Below are 13782 nucleotides of genomic sequence, written 5' to 3'. Positions count from 1 at the left end.
AGAAGCCTACACACAAAATCTACCGCACAACCAATTGGCCCGCATATAACCGAGCACTCATTAATCGCGGAAATATTGCCCTTTGGTTTGATCCTGCTACGCAATGGTATGCTCCATCAAAAGGCAAACAAGGGCGAAATCAAACCTACTCCGACGCAGCCATCCAATGCTGCTTAATGATTAAATCCTTATTCCGTCTATCTTTACGTATGGTCACTGGCTTTGTGCAAAGTCTGATTAAACTTTGCGGATTAAATTGGACCGCACCAGATTACAGTACGCTTTGTAGAAGACAAAAGCATATTGATATTGCAATCAGCTACCAAAAAAGTAGCGATGGGCTGCATCTACTCGTAGACTCTACAGGGATGAAGTTTCTAGGTGAGGGCGAATGGAAACGCAAGAAACATGGAGCTGAATATCGTCGCCAATGGCGTAAACTACATATTGGTATAGATGCCAAAACCCTACAAATACGCGCTATTCAGCTCACAACCAATAATGTCTGTGATTCACAGGTGCTTGGTGATTTACTTAATCAGATTCCACAAGATGAGCAGATTGACTCTGTTTATACCGATGGAGCTTATGACACCAAGCAATGCCGTCAGGTCATTGCAGATCGGCAAGCACATGCGGTGATTCCACCTAGAAAAAATGCGAAACCATGGAAAGATACAAAGAGTAGCTCGCTAGAGCGAAATGAATTACTTCGAACAATTAAACGTTTAGGTAGGACACTATGGAAAAAATGGTCAGGCTATCATCGCCGAAGTTTGGTTGAGACTAAAATGCACTGCATCAAATTATTAAGAGATAAACTCAGTGCAAGGAGCTTTGATAGCCAAGTCAATGAGGTTCATGCACGTGTAGCAGTCCTCAACAGATTTACGGAATTAGGTCGACCACTTACCCAAGTTACGCCTTAAATTTGGCTCAATTAGGGGCGCTTTGCCTTTCAAATCTTTGTGCAACAAAGCCATGGCGCATCAAAAAGCCCTGGTTGTAATGCTTTAATTTTTCCTTTACTTGTAGCCTCTTTATCCATGCGCTTACGCACAGCTGCTAAAATACTTGCCGGATCTACACGCTCATGTACATGTAAACTTACTGTATCGACTGTAAAGCTTGTATGCTCCGCTTTACCTGCCCAATTTAGATAAGGAGATTGTGCTTGCTTTAGAGCTTCTAATGCCTTTTTCATCTGTTCAGGGTCATCTGAAGCTAAGGCATCATCAATTAAATTCTCAGTCCATGCACGTTGGGAATCAAACTGTAATGAAGGGTCAATATGCGGGTCGTACTTCCAACGTGTCTTGCCTACATCAGGATCAGTAAAGGGCGTAACCATCCCTACTTCAGGATTATTTACTCGCTTATCTAAATGACGATATGAAAGGATTTCTACGCCCAATTCCGCACTTTTGCTTAGCTGTGACTTTTTAGTGCTTTTTTTACGAGGTTTTTTTTCACCGTCAGGAAGTGTTGGTTCTATTAACTCAAAACTATCACTACTCATGAACGCCCTTTCCCTTAATTTCAAAATTTCTGCTGATTAATCCTAGTAGTCTAACCAAAAACAAAAAAATAAGGGAGCAAAAGCTCCCACTATTATTTCTCTCGGCTTTCTAGCTTAGCCTTAGGATTTCCTAAGCAGACCAGCCCTTTTAATGGGATAGAACTTGTATTTTTTTGCCATAATTCTTAAAGAAGTGAAAAATATGATTATTGGGTTGTTCAGAATAAAGTAGATTTCCCCCACTAACTATATAAAAAAATTAATAATATTGTAAAATAGAGGAGACAAGTCCCCTCTATTACGGATCATGGCAATTTTTCTATAATGATTTGATAACCATGCTCAGTTTTTACCATTTTAGAAATTACCCCATTATCATGTAAATGTACCTTATCTTGACTATTCAATTCAGGGAATTGGCTCATATAGTTAGGTATTTGATAATAATCTGAAGAATATGCTAAGGATTTCACCAATTCAGAAGACCTTTGCTCATATACAAAAAATACCTTATAAGCCTCACCCATTAAGCCGATAGTAATCATCAACCCCAGAACATGGAACAATGAAAAGCTTTCCATAAATCTGTCTTTAAAAATTAAAAAACCAAATCTCAAGATATATACGCACCAAACTCCAATTCCTATTAGAGCTAATAAAGTTGACGTTACAATCAATATTGAAGGAATGCAGTATATAAATGTTAATAAAGCTATGGTTGCATCGAAATCAGTAGGAGGTAATCCCATTGTTGATGCAACAACGTCTCTAGCAAAAACATTTGCTAACCAGACAACCACTAATTGGCACAGAAAAATAAAAGGCTTTAAATATTTGAAATTTCGATATTTTTTAAAGACAACAAGTAACCACCACAAAAAGCCAATTTCAAACAAAAAAAATGAGATATAGATTAGAAAATTGGTGGGACCAAGTTGTTTTACAAACAGTATGCCTGTTATGAAAATAAGTACGGCAATGAAATACAATTGATTCCAACGATCTTTGATTAAAAAATCATTGAGATATTGTTTTAGCATAATCACTCCACAATTATAATGAATTAAGCCCTACCCACTAGGATAAAGCTTAGGGCGTGATTAATTTATAAGACATTTCCTTACTTGCAACTATTTCCCAATATAGTTCTTTAAAAACCTTTCATAAGAGTGCCATATCATTTTGGCCTCTTGATAAGCTTCTCTGGCATTGAGTCACCAACGATCTTAATTGGAGGAGTTGTTACGATAGGCGGTACTGGCTTCTGATTAGTACTCGACATATTACTTAACCTTAATTTTATCCCGATCTACGCTTCTTTCCTCTACAACAACAGGAGGCCTAACTACTTCAGGAGGTGTTGGGTTATTAAATTTAATTAGTTTCATGTTATTTAACCAAAGTACTTATTACAATTAATAGTACAGTCAATATAAACATCAATCCACAAAATTTAATTTCTTTAAAAGCTTTATTCAAGTATTCCACTTTCTCAGCATTTCTGTCTTCATATATTTTAATTATTGAGGCTAGATCCATTGACAAATTGTAATAAATCGTTGCTATCTCATTCTGAGTAAAGAAATCTATCATTTGCTGATTATTTTCCAATTTTCCAACTTTGCTTACCTCCATGACCTGAAAAAGGTTCCTAGCAATCCCACAGAGAGAAATAAAAATCAAAGTTATGAGGGCCAATACAATATAAAAGAAGATACCTTTCTCAGTCTTATCAAAAAAGTACTGTTTCGAGAATATTGTTAATGCTGCTATTATTATAGATATAAATGTTACGTACTTAGCTGCTTTGTCTTCTAGTTTGGCATGTAAAGCCTTTATACTCTCTAAACCTTTTAACTGAAAATCATACAGAACCTTATAGATTTCTTGATCTAATTTGTTATCCTCAGTAGGCATCACTATCTCTTATAAAAAGCCCCAACAATATTTGCATTTTATCTAAATTTTTATAAAATTAAATCACTATATAAATTTGATATATCAACAAAACTTTTTACTTTAACGGTTCCATCTTTCCAAATCCAAATTATAGAAAATTCCTGCTACCTCCTTTGAAAAATTTATCAATAATTATTGATTCCACTTTTTTTTAGTAGTCTTTGTTATGAAATTGAGAGACTAAGTAAGCCTAAAAAAGCCACACTATACAAATGTGGCTAAAATAAAGTTGTTCTTATACCACTTAGGCTAATTTAGGCAGTCATTCTTAAAGCCTGTTCCAGCCCACGTTGTTTAATAGCTGCACCGGCACCGAACCATGCAGAGTCCAAGCGATGATCCGTACTCATGGCCCGACGTTCATGGTCGCAAAATTCGGTAATCGAGCACAGTAAACCATACGCCGTATCTTTGGCTGAACTTAGCTCTGCCCCACGCCCATGCCCGTTAAACATGGTCATGACTTTTGACATGGCACGTCCATTCGGTTCAGTTTTATTGTCTGATCGAGTTGAGCGAGTTTGGTTCGGCATCGCCACATTTCGGTAGAACTGAATGATACTTTCATCCTGTTCTGCAATACTCAAAGAGGTATTGTTAAACACAACATCAAAGTAAGCGGCTGCTTCCTGTTGAGTGACTTTACGTTGACTCAATTGCTTCATTTCATACATATGCTCATCCCATGCACGGACTGAAATCCCCAGTTGCTGTTTAACTTTTTCTGCATCGAATCGCGTGCTATGCGGTACTTTTACCATACCTGCACTGCTTTGCTGTCCTTTTAGTGCAATTGCCAGAGTGTTATTGCATACCACGCGGATACTGGTGAACTGCGCCGTAGTTGCCAGAGTTCCATCACAGGCTGTTGCCAATAAAATATAGCCATTGCTGACATCCTTACCCTTGAGTGCTGCACTCTGTCCTGTTCGTGCCAGTGCCCAGAACTTCTTGCCGCCTTTGAGCACGCCAGCAGTTTCCAGTTCAAAACCTGATTGTTCGGTCAGGTCACGATAAAACTCTAAAATCTCCATCGGCTGTACTTCCTGAAAGCGTTGACTAACCACGGATAACGGTGCATGAGTATCGGAGCGGTACAGTACCCGCTGCTCTTCATAAGGCATAATGATGCTCTGCCCTCGATGGTTTTGGGCCATATAGCTAACATTGGAAGATTCAATGCGCCAGTCCATGCCTGCCTGTTGTGCCCAGACTTCGATTGGCTGGTTATGGGTTAATTGATTGCCTAAGCCGTGCCAAGGGGTTTGACCAACATAGGCCATTTGTTCAAGTTGATGTGCCATGATGTTTTCCTTTTAGATATATAAAGAAAGTGGGAATGTAATAAGGGTTATGTTCTATTCAGTCCGCTTGATTTCGAACTGTTCCAGACATTGTTCGCACTGGTAATGCCAGGTCACGATGTTGTCCTGTTGCTGGACGTAAAGTAGAAACATCCCACCTGCGGTTAGACCAATAAATCCGCCGATCAGTGGATTTATTCCTAGCCGTTTTGAGAGTTCCATGCCCGCACTTGCCAGTGTCATCGGTGAGAAAGAAGAAAATGAAATCTTGGTTCTGGATTGGGTTTCCTGGGTACGTCGTAGTAATTGCACATGGGTTGAGTGGCAATAGGGACATTGCTGCATCAGGTACTCCTGATTTAGATATTGAGAAGTTGAATAACCGGCATAAAAAAACCACGAGCATCAGCTCGTGGTTTTTAGGGTGTATGTGGTTTGGGGAATTTGGGTGATGATTATTTTGATTAACGATTCGTTGTCTTTGTCGTCGTCGGGTTGGACTTTTTACATGGACGGATACTCTGGATATAGGCACCATCACCCGTATCTTTAAAGAAGCCATACTTGGACTGAATTTCCAGACATTGCCCTTTCTTATACGGTTTGAGTTGTTTGGCAACCTGAATCGGTAGGGCAAAACTATTCAGGATCACTTCGCCTTTGGTGGTGGGGAAAACCACCGCTTCTTCGCCGTAATGCACATTGGCTTTTAAGGTAATCTGTTCGGTTTTGGCAAAGGCCACTGAACTCGCTGCCATTGTTAAAAGACCACAGCTGAGGAGTTGAATTAGTTTCATAAGCTTATCTCGTATTTATTCATGAAAGTTATGTTGGTTTGAATGAGTGTGTTGTACAAACAGGTTGGACTTAGCGACCAAAGCAAGGTTTGTAGCCTTCGTTGATGACTTCATCTGTGCTTTTGTTCCACTGCACCACATACCAGGTACACTGATAACGATCTGAATCCCATGCAGTACGGTAAGTGATGGTATTGCCCTGTTCACTCCATCCTTCTAAGCGTTTGGCAACCTGATCTGGAGCAGAACGTCCCCAAACTTCCATGAGGTGGGTAGCCAGCATGAGATCAATATCCGCTACTGTGGTGCGCAAATCGGCTGGTGCAGACTGGATTGGTTTTAAGCCATAGCGGGAAAGTTTTGAGCTTAGGGTTTTCCCATCATGGTATTCAGCATCAACGTCGTAACTTAAACGTTCAGCCGCCGCTGCTTTTTGACTGGCTTTGGCACTATCAACTGCGGCAAGTGCCCCAGCAACATCATCCGCACTGACTTCAAGATGTGCTGTTTGGGTCTCGGGATCTTCGCTTAGACCTTCAATACCAGGGAGCCTGGGTTCCCCTGGTTCTGATGCGGCCTTGAACTGATCAGCCGTTTGGTGTTGCACTTTACTTTGCTCTAGTGCAAGTTGTGCCAACTCAATATCAGTTTTACGTTGTTGCTGCTGATTAAATAAAACAGCTGCTACAACAACAATCACCACAATACCTAGTCCAAGGATCATCAGCTTGGATGTTTGAAGTTTTTGCATCATCTCTCCCCCCTTAATGCGGCCATAGGCCCTGTTCTTTGAGTGCCTTGATTTGAGGATCAATCGTTACCTCTCCTGTTCGGCAGTTAGTCAGCTCACCCGTCTTTTGGTTAAAGCTTTCTGATACGTTTGGGTTATCACATAAGCGTTTGTATTTACTGGCTGGCGCTGGTGCTGCCTGTGATGCTTTGGCTGGTGCACGGTAACCAACGCGACGAACGAATAAACTATTACGTGTACCGAATACTCTTAAAATGCCGCCTCCTTCCCAGGTTGCGGTATAGGCGAGCTGTTGTTCACAGCCATCAAACATGGCAGCTTGAACTTCATGTACACCATAGTGAAGTGTTGCGGAACGGTAGGTACAAATAGCTTGATAACCACTGCCTTTCTGTACATTGACTAAATGCGCCATGGTTTCTGCTGAACCTAATCCATAAGAAGATGCTGCATGGCTGAAGACACTAAAACCGCTGGCGAAGATTGCCACGGCAATTAATTTTTTCATCTTTTTTACCTATTCATTTTTATCGTGTTGCTTGAGATAGTTGCTTAAACTCTCTATGAGAACAGCCATTCAAGAAAGGTAAAGGGCCAGACAAAAGCATGGCCCAGGAGATAGGCTTTGGAATAACCCGCAGGAAAACTCCAAATCAATTTGATCCAGTAACCCAACATAATCAGCAAATAAGTAAGGAGAACTTTCTTCATGCTCAGCCCCCTATTTCAATTCAGCCATACAGGCAAAGCCTGCACGCTGGACTTGATCTGCCCAGTCTTCAGGGAATTGCCAAGGCTCTTTAATCTGTTCTAACCGATCTTTGCCGTAGTGCTTTTCAACATTGTTATAACTACAGGAACAGAAACTGCGATTAGCTCCCCAATTTCTGCATCCATCCTTAAACTTAGATTCAAATGAACTGCTACAAGCTGTGAGTAAGGCACAGCCAAATAATAAGAATAATCGTGTTAATCCCATCTCTTCTTCCCATCAATACATATGCGTGCCAGTCCATCTTTGGATATGGCTTCAATAAGGTAATGTGTAAGTGAAATTGCTTTAATTAAGATCAGAACGAAATCAATGAAGTTGTTTTTATAAAGCCCAGATGTGACTTAGCCTGGGTAAATCCCAAGTTCATTATCAATATTGATCGTCATAAAGGTTTCAGTAACATTACTGGAAGCTATGTCCTGCAATAACGCATAGACAAATAGTGAGAAAAAGATAATTTGAGAATTGAAATAGTACGCATGGCGGACTCCTTTGTTTATTAAAAGGCTCTACCAAATTACTGCTAAATAATGGTGGCAGAACGAAAGAGGGTTAGCAGACTGGTAAACAAAGAAACCAGCACACACAAAGGTGTCCCCCTTCCGCCCTACCATAGAGAAAAGGGGGGACGAACGGGTCCACGACATACAAAATTATCTTTTGTACATCGTCTTTGTTTAATGGGTCTGCTAAAACCCGCTGGCAATGTAGGCCAGCAGGCAAAGGATAATTGTTGATAGAAAGCCTGTCAATCTGATATAAATACGAAAAAATATCCCGTATTCTAGTAAGTCTAAAATAGATTCTACTGAAGCACCCTTATTGTGTTTTGGTGAATCTATGGATCAATTCAATAGGGTGCTATCAAGATCAAAATACTTTAACGAGCGGTGCGTACATATCGTACTACCAAGGGTGGTAACAATCACATAAACAGTTGAAATAAATAATTTTTATAGCCAACTATGCACCTCACCCCTCCCCTTACTCTTCTCACAAACCGGATCTTCTTCAAACTGATTACTTGATAAATTTGATATATTTTTCATAATTCTGAGCTAACTCTTAAGCATGAAAATCAGGCCTATTGAACCATTTTGATTCACTTAATTTAAAGTAAACTTGTTATATTTGTATAACTCATAAATTAGAGTGGCGGATAATGTCAGAAGCTTTAGAACGTAATGATCAAATAAGACTTATGTATATCCTTGAAGATTTTGTATTAAAAAATATTAAATACCCATACGGGGATCTAACCCAACATATTAATTATTATCAATCACTGAACGAAACTCACTTTATTGAACAACCTCCAATCTCCTTTCAACAGTCAAAAGCCAATCTTGATCCCAATGAACGATTACAGGAAAACTATCAATACGAGATTACTGAACAAGACAAGCAATATATCTATACCTTACACGCTCAAGGAAAATTCAAAGAAACGCCTCAACAAAAGCAATATCGAGAAACAGCCATACAAAAAGTACTCCTTTCTAATGATCCAAATGATACTGTTGACATTCCCCTTATTGATCGTCTACCACGCTATTACGATGATATTCTCACATCAATCATAGAGTTTCACCAAGCAGAAGTGACTGAAACAGACAACCTAAAAATGATCGAAGCATTACGTAAAAAGGCATTTTTTATCTACGCTATGCATCATGATTGTCAAAACTTACAAACGATACCAAAAGAGCTTTATCCTTTTTTTGAAAAAATTCATAATGGATATGAACAAAGGGACTCAATCGAGCTAATTCGGCAGAGTTTTCTTCAATATGCAGAAATGATTCTTTTAAATGACGAATCAACAAAAAATATATCATCTACAACAATCAAAGATATTATTAAATTGCTTGAAAAAGATTCTATTCCTTTTGTTAAAGAAGCATTTATTGCACAAGACAAACTTAATATAAGCATTTTGCATGCACAGACTATACGTTTAGAATCTGCAAAAAAAAGTGTGGCAATGGTCTATACTCAAGATTCTCAAATAAAGTCACAACCTCTATTTGCGGATCAGGATTATTTTGTTAAACAAATACGAAAAATTAGAAAGCTCATTAGTACGCAGACAAAGAAAATGAATTACTTAGTAGCCCCTACGGCTAATGCACCTAAATCGATTGTGAGAAAAAAATTTACAGGTAGCAGTGCAAAATGGTTAAAAAATCATAAAGTAAACAACCAACATCTATATGACGTCATAAAAGAAATTGCAAAAAAAAATAGAAAATCGAACATCAAATAGTAATTAGTAAAATCCTCTTTAAATTTGACCTATCCATTAGCAATAGATCTTTTTATGTTCATTACAGTAGAAAACTTATAACTTATCCTAGATTGATATTTACTTAAATAATCGATGTCCGTGCAAATACCCCCTTACTGAGCTTTTCAATTTTTCTTAAAGTGACGAAACCATCTAATCACATCCTAAGAGGAATATTTATGGTTTCAACAAACGATCCATTCAAAATGATCACGCGCCTTGATCTAGAGGAACTGACTGGTTTATCTAGATCAACCATCTACGATCGAATGAATTCAAAGTCGAAACGTTATGACCCAGACTTCCCCAAACCAGTAAAGTTTGGCCATCTAACGCGCTGGAGGCTCAGTGAGGTTCAGGCCTGGATTCAGTCCAAAATTGAAGCCCGTAATCTCCTACAAAAGACTGCCTAACTGTGTATATCTCATAGATTGAGATATTCACGGAAATACAATATGAATTTGTGCATAGCCTGTCTGTTTTACTTGAGTTTTGCTTGAAGATGAATAACGGTATTAAACCATTTAATATATATTCTCTAAATATATTCATATCTTTTAGATATTTAAGCTATTGAATATATTGATCTTCATAGTCTAAACGTAAGAGATAATTGAGTAATGGTCATCTATAGTGATTCTGACTGCTCTAGCAAAGTCAGATCACTCACTCAGTTAATCCGTCTCATAGAGTAAATCATATTTAACTGATGTCATACATCCCATTTAGACACGACTCAACCTCGTGGCTACAGACAGCTATTGCCCAAATTTCTTGAAACCTATTTATCGAGAAGTTTATGAATAAACCACAACTCTATAACTCCGCTGGCACATTTACGCTTGAGGAGCTAACTGCTCTTCAGCGTTCTGATCTAAGTTTAAGCATGATGACAGCTCTTGATGGCAACTCATATCAATTTCGACATGCGATTGATCATGTAGCTGATATTTGCTTCAACATTGTCAATGTCGTTGCTCTATGTGAAAAGACTCAACTTCCTGTAGCAAAAATAGTGAAAGAAAAGTCTCCGTTCTTTCCTGAACGTCATCGAGTTCATTTTCCTCCCAAGTGGGAATCTTTAGAAGAGAAAATGCGCTCTGTATTCCAATATCAATTTTCTACCAAGTATTCATATGGTCCAGAAGTAAAGGCTTGGATGTCCGTGCAATCTCAATTCTCTCCAGAAGATCTTGAGATACTCTCCTTCCCTGCGCTTATCAATCCTAAAGATAAGCAAAGTGCTCAAAAGTATGTTGATTTATTTAATCTGTTTATAGCCCGGCTGATGAAATGCCTGGGTAGTGCCAAGTACAAAAAGAAAATCAGGGATCGAAGTATAGACAAGCAAAATAATAAGTCTGCGTGCATTGAGCTCTTCAACCATCTCATTGCAAAGTTTGCCAGAGTCTTGGTCATCAGAATGGATTTTTCATTAAAGCGTGATCCAGAGACCTTGCTCAAACATGCACCGTCTATGGCTCACCCTTATTCCCGTCATGAGCTTCTTTATCTCAAATGCTCCATGAAAAAGTTCAAGAACAATTGGCGCAATAACATGCTATTAAACGCCATTGAAGGCTATATCTGGCAGTATGAATACTCTCATGCCACAGGGTTTCATATACACGCTTACTTTTTCTATGACGGTGATAAGCATCAAGAGGATATTACACTCGCCCAATATATTTCGGATTACTGGAAAAAAGTGACCAGTAATCGTGGTTGCACCTACATCTGCAATATGCAGAAAGACCAATATAAATACTGTGGTATTGGCATGATTCATTATTCAGATATTGAAAAGCAGTCTTACTTATTCAAAACCTTTGATTACATCGTTAAAGCCGATCAGTTTTTTATGTTTTCTGAGCTGAAGAATTTTAAACGATTTCAGCGTAGTGGGCTTCCTGAGCCTAAAGCCAATTCAGGCCGCCCTCGCACTTTAATCACAACAAAATCTCAACCATTCTCTCAGGAAGTATAATATGACCACATTCAGCGCTATGGAAAAAACCGAAGCCCTTAATTATCTCAATATTGTGACGAGAGCCTATGCTTATCAAGGATACACGCATGCTGCCCCTGTTTCATTAGCCTTATACTCAGAGCTGATCCACAAAATTAAAATGGGAAAACGCTTTCGGATTTTCACCCATAATCCTACATCCTCCCCTAATCCATTTGTCCCTAATCTTTATGTCACAAACTTAGGACATCTTGTTCTAACTATTGTAGGAGACAATACCTGTAACCCTTATACAACGGGTAGATTTCAAAATGCCTTACTTCATCCTGAAATTGCCTTACTCAGTCAATTGATGCGAACACATGGTATTTGCAATATTCCTCTCGGAGCATATCAACATGTAGAACAAGCCTGTGAGATGTGTTTTGCTGATTTTAAAGTCAAAATCCAAACTAGAGCAATCACAACTCAATGCAGATCCTGGAGTAGTAAATACGGATACTTTACGGGTTCATACGATCGTTTCTTAGAATTCATCTATGGTGAAACAAATCGTTTTGAAGTTCATTCACTCGTTGTACAGCGTAAACTTCTTAATGGACTTGAGCCTGCTTTTGGTGATCCTGATTTTCGAGATAAATCAGCTTATGAAATCGTACAAGAGCAATGTACAGAGATCATTCAAGCCGTTTGGCGTAAACGCCGTCAAAATAATGTCCTTGGTATTCTATCCAGAGAAGAGATCGACATAGAGCAGACCCAATCGATTAGACTCATATTCTTTGTAAAAAAAGAATATTCAGACCTATGTCCGTTTGATAGTACGCCACTTTACCAAACACTCGCCCCTTATTTTATTAATCTCAATCGAGATCATATTGCCTTAGGTAAAATCCACACCATGAATTCTGGTATTGCTCCGCTCTATCAAGAGCAGGAACAAAATTACTATGACTTAAATCAAATTCATGTAGGTAATCGCCTAAATATACTCAAAGCTCAACTGGTTGTTCCTGACCACTGGTTTAGGCTTAGGGATAACGCTCCAAGTTTGAAAATTGAACGTGGTAAAGCGGATTATGAGCGATAACTAAGCTATTTTGAACGAAACAGCATAAGATAACTTATGCTGTTTTCTATTAAATTAATATGTAACTAGCGTTTAGCTAATTATTTAAAGTCCATTTTAACTCTCAAATTAGGCTTTATTTGAGATAAAAAAGCAAGACGCCCATTATAAGAATTTCTATAGACTTCATTTTCTGGATCATTGTAGAAAAGTTTTTCAACAATTCTCAGCTCTTTAAGCTGCTTAAATTCCGCATCTAATTTATTATTTAACACAACTGTTCCTGTAATGAATTTAGCTTGATTTTCTTTATAAAGAAAAATCTTATTCTCTTTTACTTTTAGATTATATTTTTCTATAATTTTTTTAGCATTCGTTAAAAAATTTGAATTCACCCCACAACCAGTAAATGTAAGATCATCTACATAAACCGTCATAATTGTATCTCTATTTTTAGAAAATCTTGACAACTCATCAAAAAGCCTTTTATTAGCCCAAAAAGCTATGCTCATACTAGCAGGACTTCCCGTTGGCACATGATCGTTAAAAGTAAGTAAATGACTTAAAGTATCAGCTACATCGGGAGATTGTTTTAACTCTCTCATGAAAAATTGAAATACTTTATCTCGAGTCGTAGAGGTAAAGAAGCTCTCAATATCAATAGTTAATGTTCTTTTATCAGAAAAAAGATGTTGTGAAGCATTGGTAATTATCGAATGCTTTTTCCGACCTGAATGTAAATAATCGGGATGATGAATTCTACCCAACAATGAAGCAATTCTTTGATGGACTATAAACAACTGATCTATTGGTTGCTGTATAGATCTAATCTTATTTTTTTGCTCTAAATCAAAGCAAGAATAATATGAATCATTCTTTAAAACTTTAAACGAGTTAAGAGGGATACCTAAAATATCCGATAATTTTCTTTTCGAATGCAATTTATATAAAATAGATTGAGAAATATCATAATTAACATTGCATTTTTGCTTCATTAGTTTCTTTCAGTTTCTTATCACCAACCCATTCTAAAATACTTACAAGTTTAGAGGTAGCAAATAATTTAAACTTTTTAGATATTTTTTCTGGATTTTCAATATTTTCTGAAAGATAGACTAGTGATGACGTAGGAATTTCAAAATATTTAGCGAAATCTTCTAAAAAATTATATGAAACTGTCTTTTTACCAGCTTCAATTTCACATAAATAGGATTTAGATATATTCAATTCAGACGCTAATTCTGCTTGTGAAATACCATGAAATTTACGAATTGCTTTTAATGTTCTATGTATCATAATGTAACATCCTAATATGAGTTACTTTTAGAGTTCACTTGAACTCCAAATAGGAT

At 37.8% G+C, this 13782-nt stretch carries 17 protein-coding genes; 5 read left to right on the top strand and 12 right to left on the bottom strand.

Annotated elements, in window-relative coordinates:
• The coding region (locus ACINWC323_RS13350) for an IS5 family transposase (protein WP_009509646.1) at positions 1-929 on the top strand (929 nt) is incomplete at its 5' end.
• A gap of 29 nt (positions 930-958) precedes the next feature.
• Here the strand turns inward: ACINWC323_RS13350 and ACINWC323_RS13355 are convergent.
• The 10 genes from ACINWC323_RS13355 to ACINWC323_RS13390 all read right to left on the bottom strand — a co-directional run bounded on the left by ACINWC323_RS13355 (position 959) and on the right by ACINWC323_RS13390 (position 7309).
• Positions 959-1519: a hypothetical protein gene (locus tag ACINWC323_RS13355; protein WP_009510198.1), complete on the bottom strand. Its 561-nt coding sequence runs from the start codon at positions 1517-1519 to the stop codon at positions 959-961.
• 305 nt (positions 1520-1824) lie between these two features.
• Positions 1825-2559, bottom strand: a complete 735-nt coding sequence (locus tag ACINWC323_RS13360; RefSeq protein ID WP_009510116.1) for a hypothetical protein — start codon at positions 2557-2559, stop codon at positions 1825-1827.
• 349 nt (positions 2560-2908) lie between these two features.
• Positions 2909-3436: a hypothetical protein gene (locus ACINWC323_RS0118870; RefSeq protein ID WP_032881241.1), complete on the bottom strand. Its 528-nt coding sequence runs from the start codon at positions 3434-3436 to the stop codon at positions 2909-2911.
• A 296-nt stretch (positions 3437-3732) separates the two neighbouring features.
• On the bottom strand, positions 3733-4782 hold the full coding sequence (locus ACINWC323_RS13365) for a DUF932 domain-containing protein (RefSeq protein WP_009510236.1): 1050 nt from the start codon (positions 4780-4782) through the stop codon (positions 3733-3735).
• A 54-nt stretch (positions 4783-4836) separates the two neighbouring features.
• The gene (locus ACINWC323_RS13370; RefSeq protein ID WP_009510211.1) at positions 4837-5127 is read right to left on the bottom strand and encodes a hypothetical protein; all 291 of its coding nucleotides are present in this window, start codon (positions 5125-5127) and stop codon (positions 4837-4839) included.
• Positions 5128-5246: 119 nt separating this feature from the next.
• Positions 5247-5579: a hypothetical protein gene (locus ACINWC323_RS13375; protein ID WP_032881237.1), complete on the bottom strand. Its 333-nt coding sequence runs from the start codon at positions 5577-5579 to the stop codon at positions 5247-5249.
• Between the two features lie 70 nt (positions 5580-5649).
• Positions 5650-6330 (bottom strand): hypothetical protein, encoded by a 681-nt coding sequence (locus tag ACINWC323_RS13380; protein ID WP_009510225.1) that lies wholly within the window; start codon positions 6328-6330, stop codon positions 5650-5652.
• Between the two features lie 13 nt (positions 6331-6343).
• Complete coding sequence (locus ACINWC323_RS13385; protein WP_009510268.1) at positions 6344-6838, bottom strand: hypothetical protein; 495 nt, start codon at positions 6836-6838, stop codon at positions 6344-6346.
• Positions 6839-6891: 53 nt separating this feature from the next.
• A complete protein-coding gene (locus tag ACINWC323_RS20230) occupies positions 6892-7041 on the bottom strand; it encodes a hypothetical protein (protein WP_009510255.1) in 150 nt (49 codons plus the stop codon).
• Between the two features lie 10 nt (positions 7042-7051).
• Positions 7052-7309 carry a hypothetical protein gene (locus ACINWC323_RS13390; protein ID WP_009510274.1) on the bottom strand — a complete coding sequence of 86 codons (258 nt, stop codon included), beginning with the start codon at positions 7307-7309 and terminating at the stop codon, positions 7052-7054.
• 958 nt (positions 7310-8267) lie between these two features.
• On the opposite strand from ACINWC323_RS13390, the gene ACINWC323_RS13395 reads away from it, so the two are divergent.
• From ACINWC323_RS13395 to ACINWC323_RS13405, 4 genes are all read left to right on the top strand, one after another.
• Positions 8268-9371 carry a hypothetical protein gene (locus ACINWC323_RS13395; RefSeq protein ID WP_032881234.1) on the top strand — a complete coding sequence of 368 codons (1104 nt, stop codon included), beginning with the start codon at positions 8268-8270 and terminating at the stop codon, positions 9369-9371.
• Positions 9372-9571: 200 nt separating this feature from the next.
• Positions 9572-9805 carry a helix-turn-helix transcriptional regulator gene (locus ACINWC323_RS0118865; protein ID WP_032881231.1) on the top strand — a complete coding sequence of 78 codons (234 nt, stop codon included), beginning with the start codon at positions 9572-9574 and terminating at the stop codon, positions 9803-9805.
• 386 nt (positions 9806-10191) lie between these two features.
• Positions 10192-11379: a YagK/YfjJ domain-containing protein gene (locus ACINWC323_RS13400; protein WP_009510278.1), complete on the top strand. Its 1188-nt coding sequence runs from the start codon at positions 10192-10194 to the stop codon at positions 11377-11379.
• A gap of 1 nt (position 11380) precedes the next feature.
• Positions 11381-12451, top strand: coding sequence for a hypothetical protein (locus ACINWC323_RS13405; protein WP_009510312.1), 1071 nt, complete (start codon positions 11381-11383; stop codon positions 12449-12451).
• 80 nt (positions 12452-12531) lie between these two features.
• Here the strand turns inward: ACINWC323_RS13405 and ACINWC323_RS13410 are convergent, their stop codons facing one another.
• Together ACINWC323_RS13410 and ACINWC323_RS13415 are read right to left on the bottom strand one after the other, a co-directional pair.
• On the bottom strand, positions 12532-13425 hold the full coding sequence (locus ACINWC323_RS13410; RefSeq protein WP_009510207.1) for a reverse transcriptase family protein: 894 nt from the start codon (positions 13423-13425) through the stop codon (positions 12532-12534).
• A complete protein-coding gene (locus ACINWC323_RS13415) occupies positions 13403-13726 on the bottom strand; it encodes a helix-turn-helix domain-containing protein (protein ID WP_009510187.1) in 324 nt (107 codons plus the stop codon). The genes ACINWC323_RS13410 and ACINWC323_RS13415 overlap by 23 nt, the downstream gene beginning before the upstream one ends.
• Positions 13727-13782 lie beyond the last annotated feature (56 nt).

The organism is Acinetobacter sp. WC-323 (genome assembly GCF_000314615.1).
Classification (GTDB): domain Bacteria; phylum Pseudomonadota; class Gammaproteobacteria; order Pseudomonadales; family Moraxellaceae; genus Acinetobacter; species Acinetobacter courvalinii.
The sequence above is the reverse complement of the archived record's forward strand: the minus strand, read 5'-3'. Positions and strand labels throughout refer to the sequence as shown.

Excerpts from the sequence above, each read along its gene's own strand:
- ACINWC323_RS13380 (WP_009510225.1), bottom strand. The coding sequence starts at position 6,330 with ATGCAAAAACTTCAAACATCCAAGCTGATGATCCTTGGACTAGGTATT.
- ACINWC323_RS13405 (WP_009510312.1), top strand. The coding sequence starts at position 11,381 with ATGACCACATTCAGCGCTATGGAAAAAACCGAAGCCCTTAATTATCTC.
- ACINWC323_RS0118865 (WP_032881231.1), top strand. The coding sequence starts at position 9,572 with ATGGTTTCAACAAACGATCCATTCAAAATGATCACGCGCCTTGATCTA.
- ACINWC323_RS13415 (WP_009510187.1), bottom strand. The coding sequence starts at position 13,726 with ATGATACATAGAACATTAAAAGCAATTCGTAAATTTCATGGTATTTCA.
- ACINWC323_RS13410 (WP_009510207.1), bottom strand. The coding sequence starts at position 13,425 with ATGAAGCAAAAATGCAATGTTAATTATGATATTTCTCAATCTATTTTA.
- ACINWC323_RS13385 (WP_009510268.1), bottom strand. The coding sequence starts at position 6,838 with ATGAAAAAATTAATTGCCGTGGCAATCTTCGCCAGCGGTTTTAGTGTC.
- ACINWC323_RS13355 (WP_009510198.1), bottom strand. The coding sequence starts at position 1,519 with ATGAGTAGTGATAGTTTTGAGTTAATAGAACCAACACTTCCTGACGGT.
- ACINWC323_RS13400 (WP_009510278.1), top strand. The coding sequence starts at position 10,192 with ATGAATAAACCACAACTCTATAACTCCGCTGGCACATTTACGCTTGAG.
- ACINWC323_RS13360 (WP_009510116.1), bottom strand. The coding sequence starts at position 2,559 with ATGCTAAAACAATATCTCAATGATTTTTTAATCAAAGATCGTTGGAAT.
- ACINWC323_RS13375 (WP_032881237.1), bottom strand. The coding sequence starts at position 5,579 with ATGAAACTAATTCAACTCCTCAGCTGTGGTCTTTTAACAATGGCAGCG.
- ACINWC323_RS20230 (WP_009510255.1), bottom strand. The coding sequence starts at position 7,041 with ATGAAGAAAGTTCTCCTTACTTATTTGCTGATTATGTTGGGTTACTGG.
- ACINWC323_RS13365 (WP_009510236.1), bottom strand. The coding sequence starts at position 4,782 with ATGGCACATCAACTTGAACAAATGGCCTATGTTGGTCAAACCCCTTGG.
- ACINWC323_RS0118870 (WP_032881241.1), bottom strand. The coding sequence starts at position 3,436 with ATGCCTACTGAGGATAACAAATTAGATCAAGAAATCTATAAGGTTCTG.
- ACINWC323_RS13390 (WP_009510274.1), bottom strand. The coding sequence starts at position 7,309 with ATGGGATTAACACGATTATTCTTATTATTTGGCTGTGCCTTACTCACA.
- ACINWC323_RS13395 (WP_032881234.1), top strand. The coding sequence starts at position 8,268 with ATGTCAGAAGCTTTAGAACGTAATGATCAAATAAGACTTATGTATATC.
- ACINWC323_RS13370 (WP_009510211.1), bottom strand. The coding sequence starts at position 5,127 with ATGCAGCAATGTCCCTATTGCCACTCAACCCATGTGCAATTACTACGA.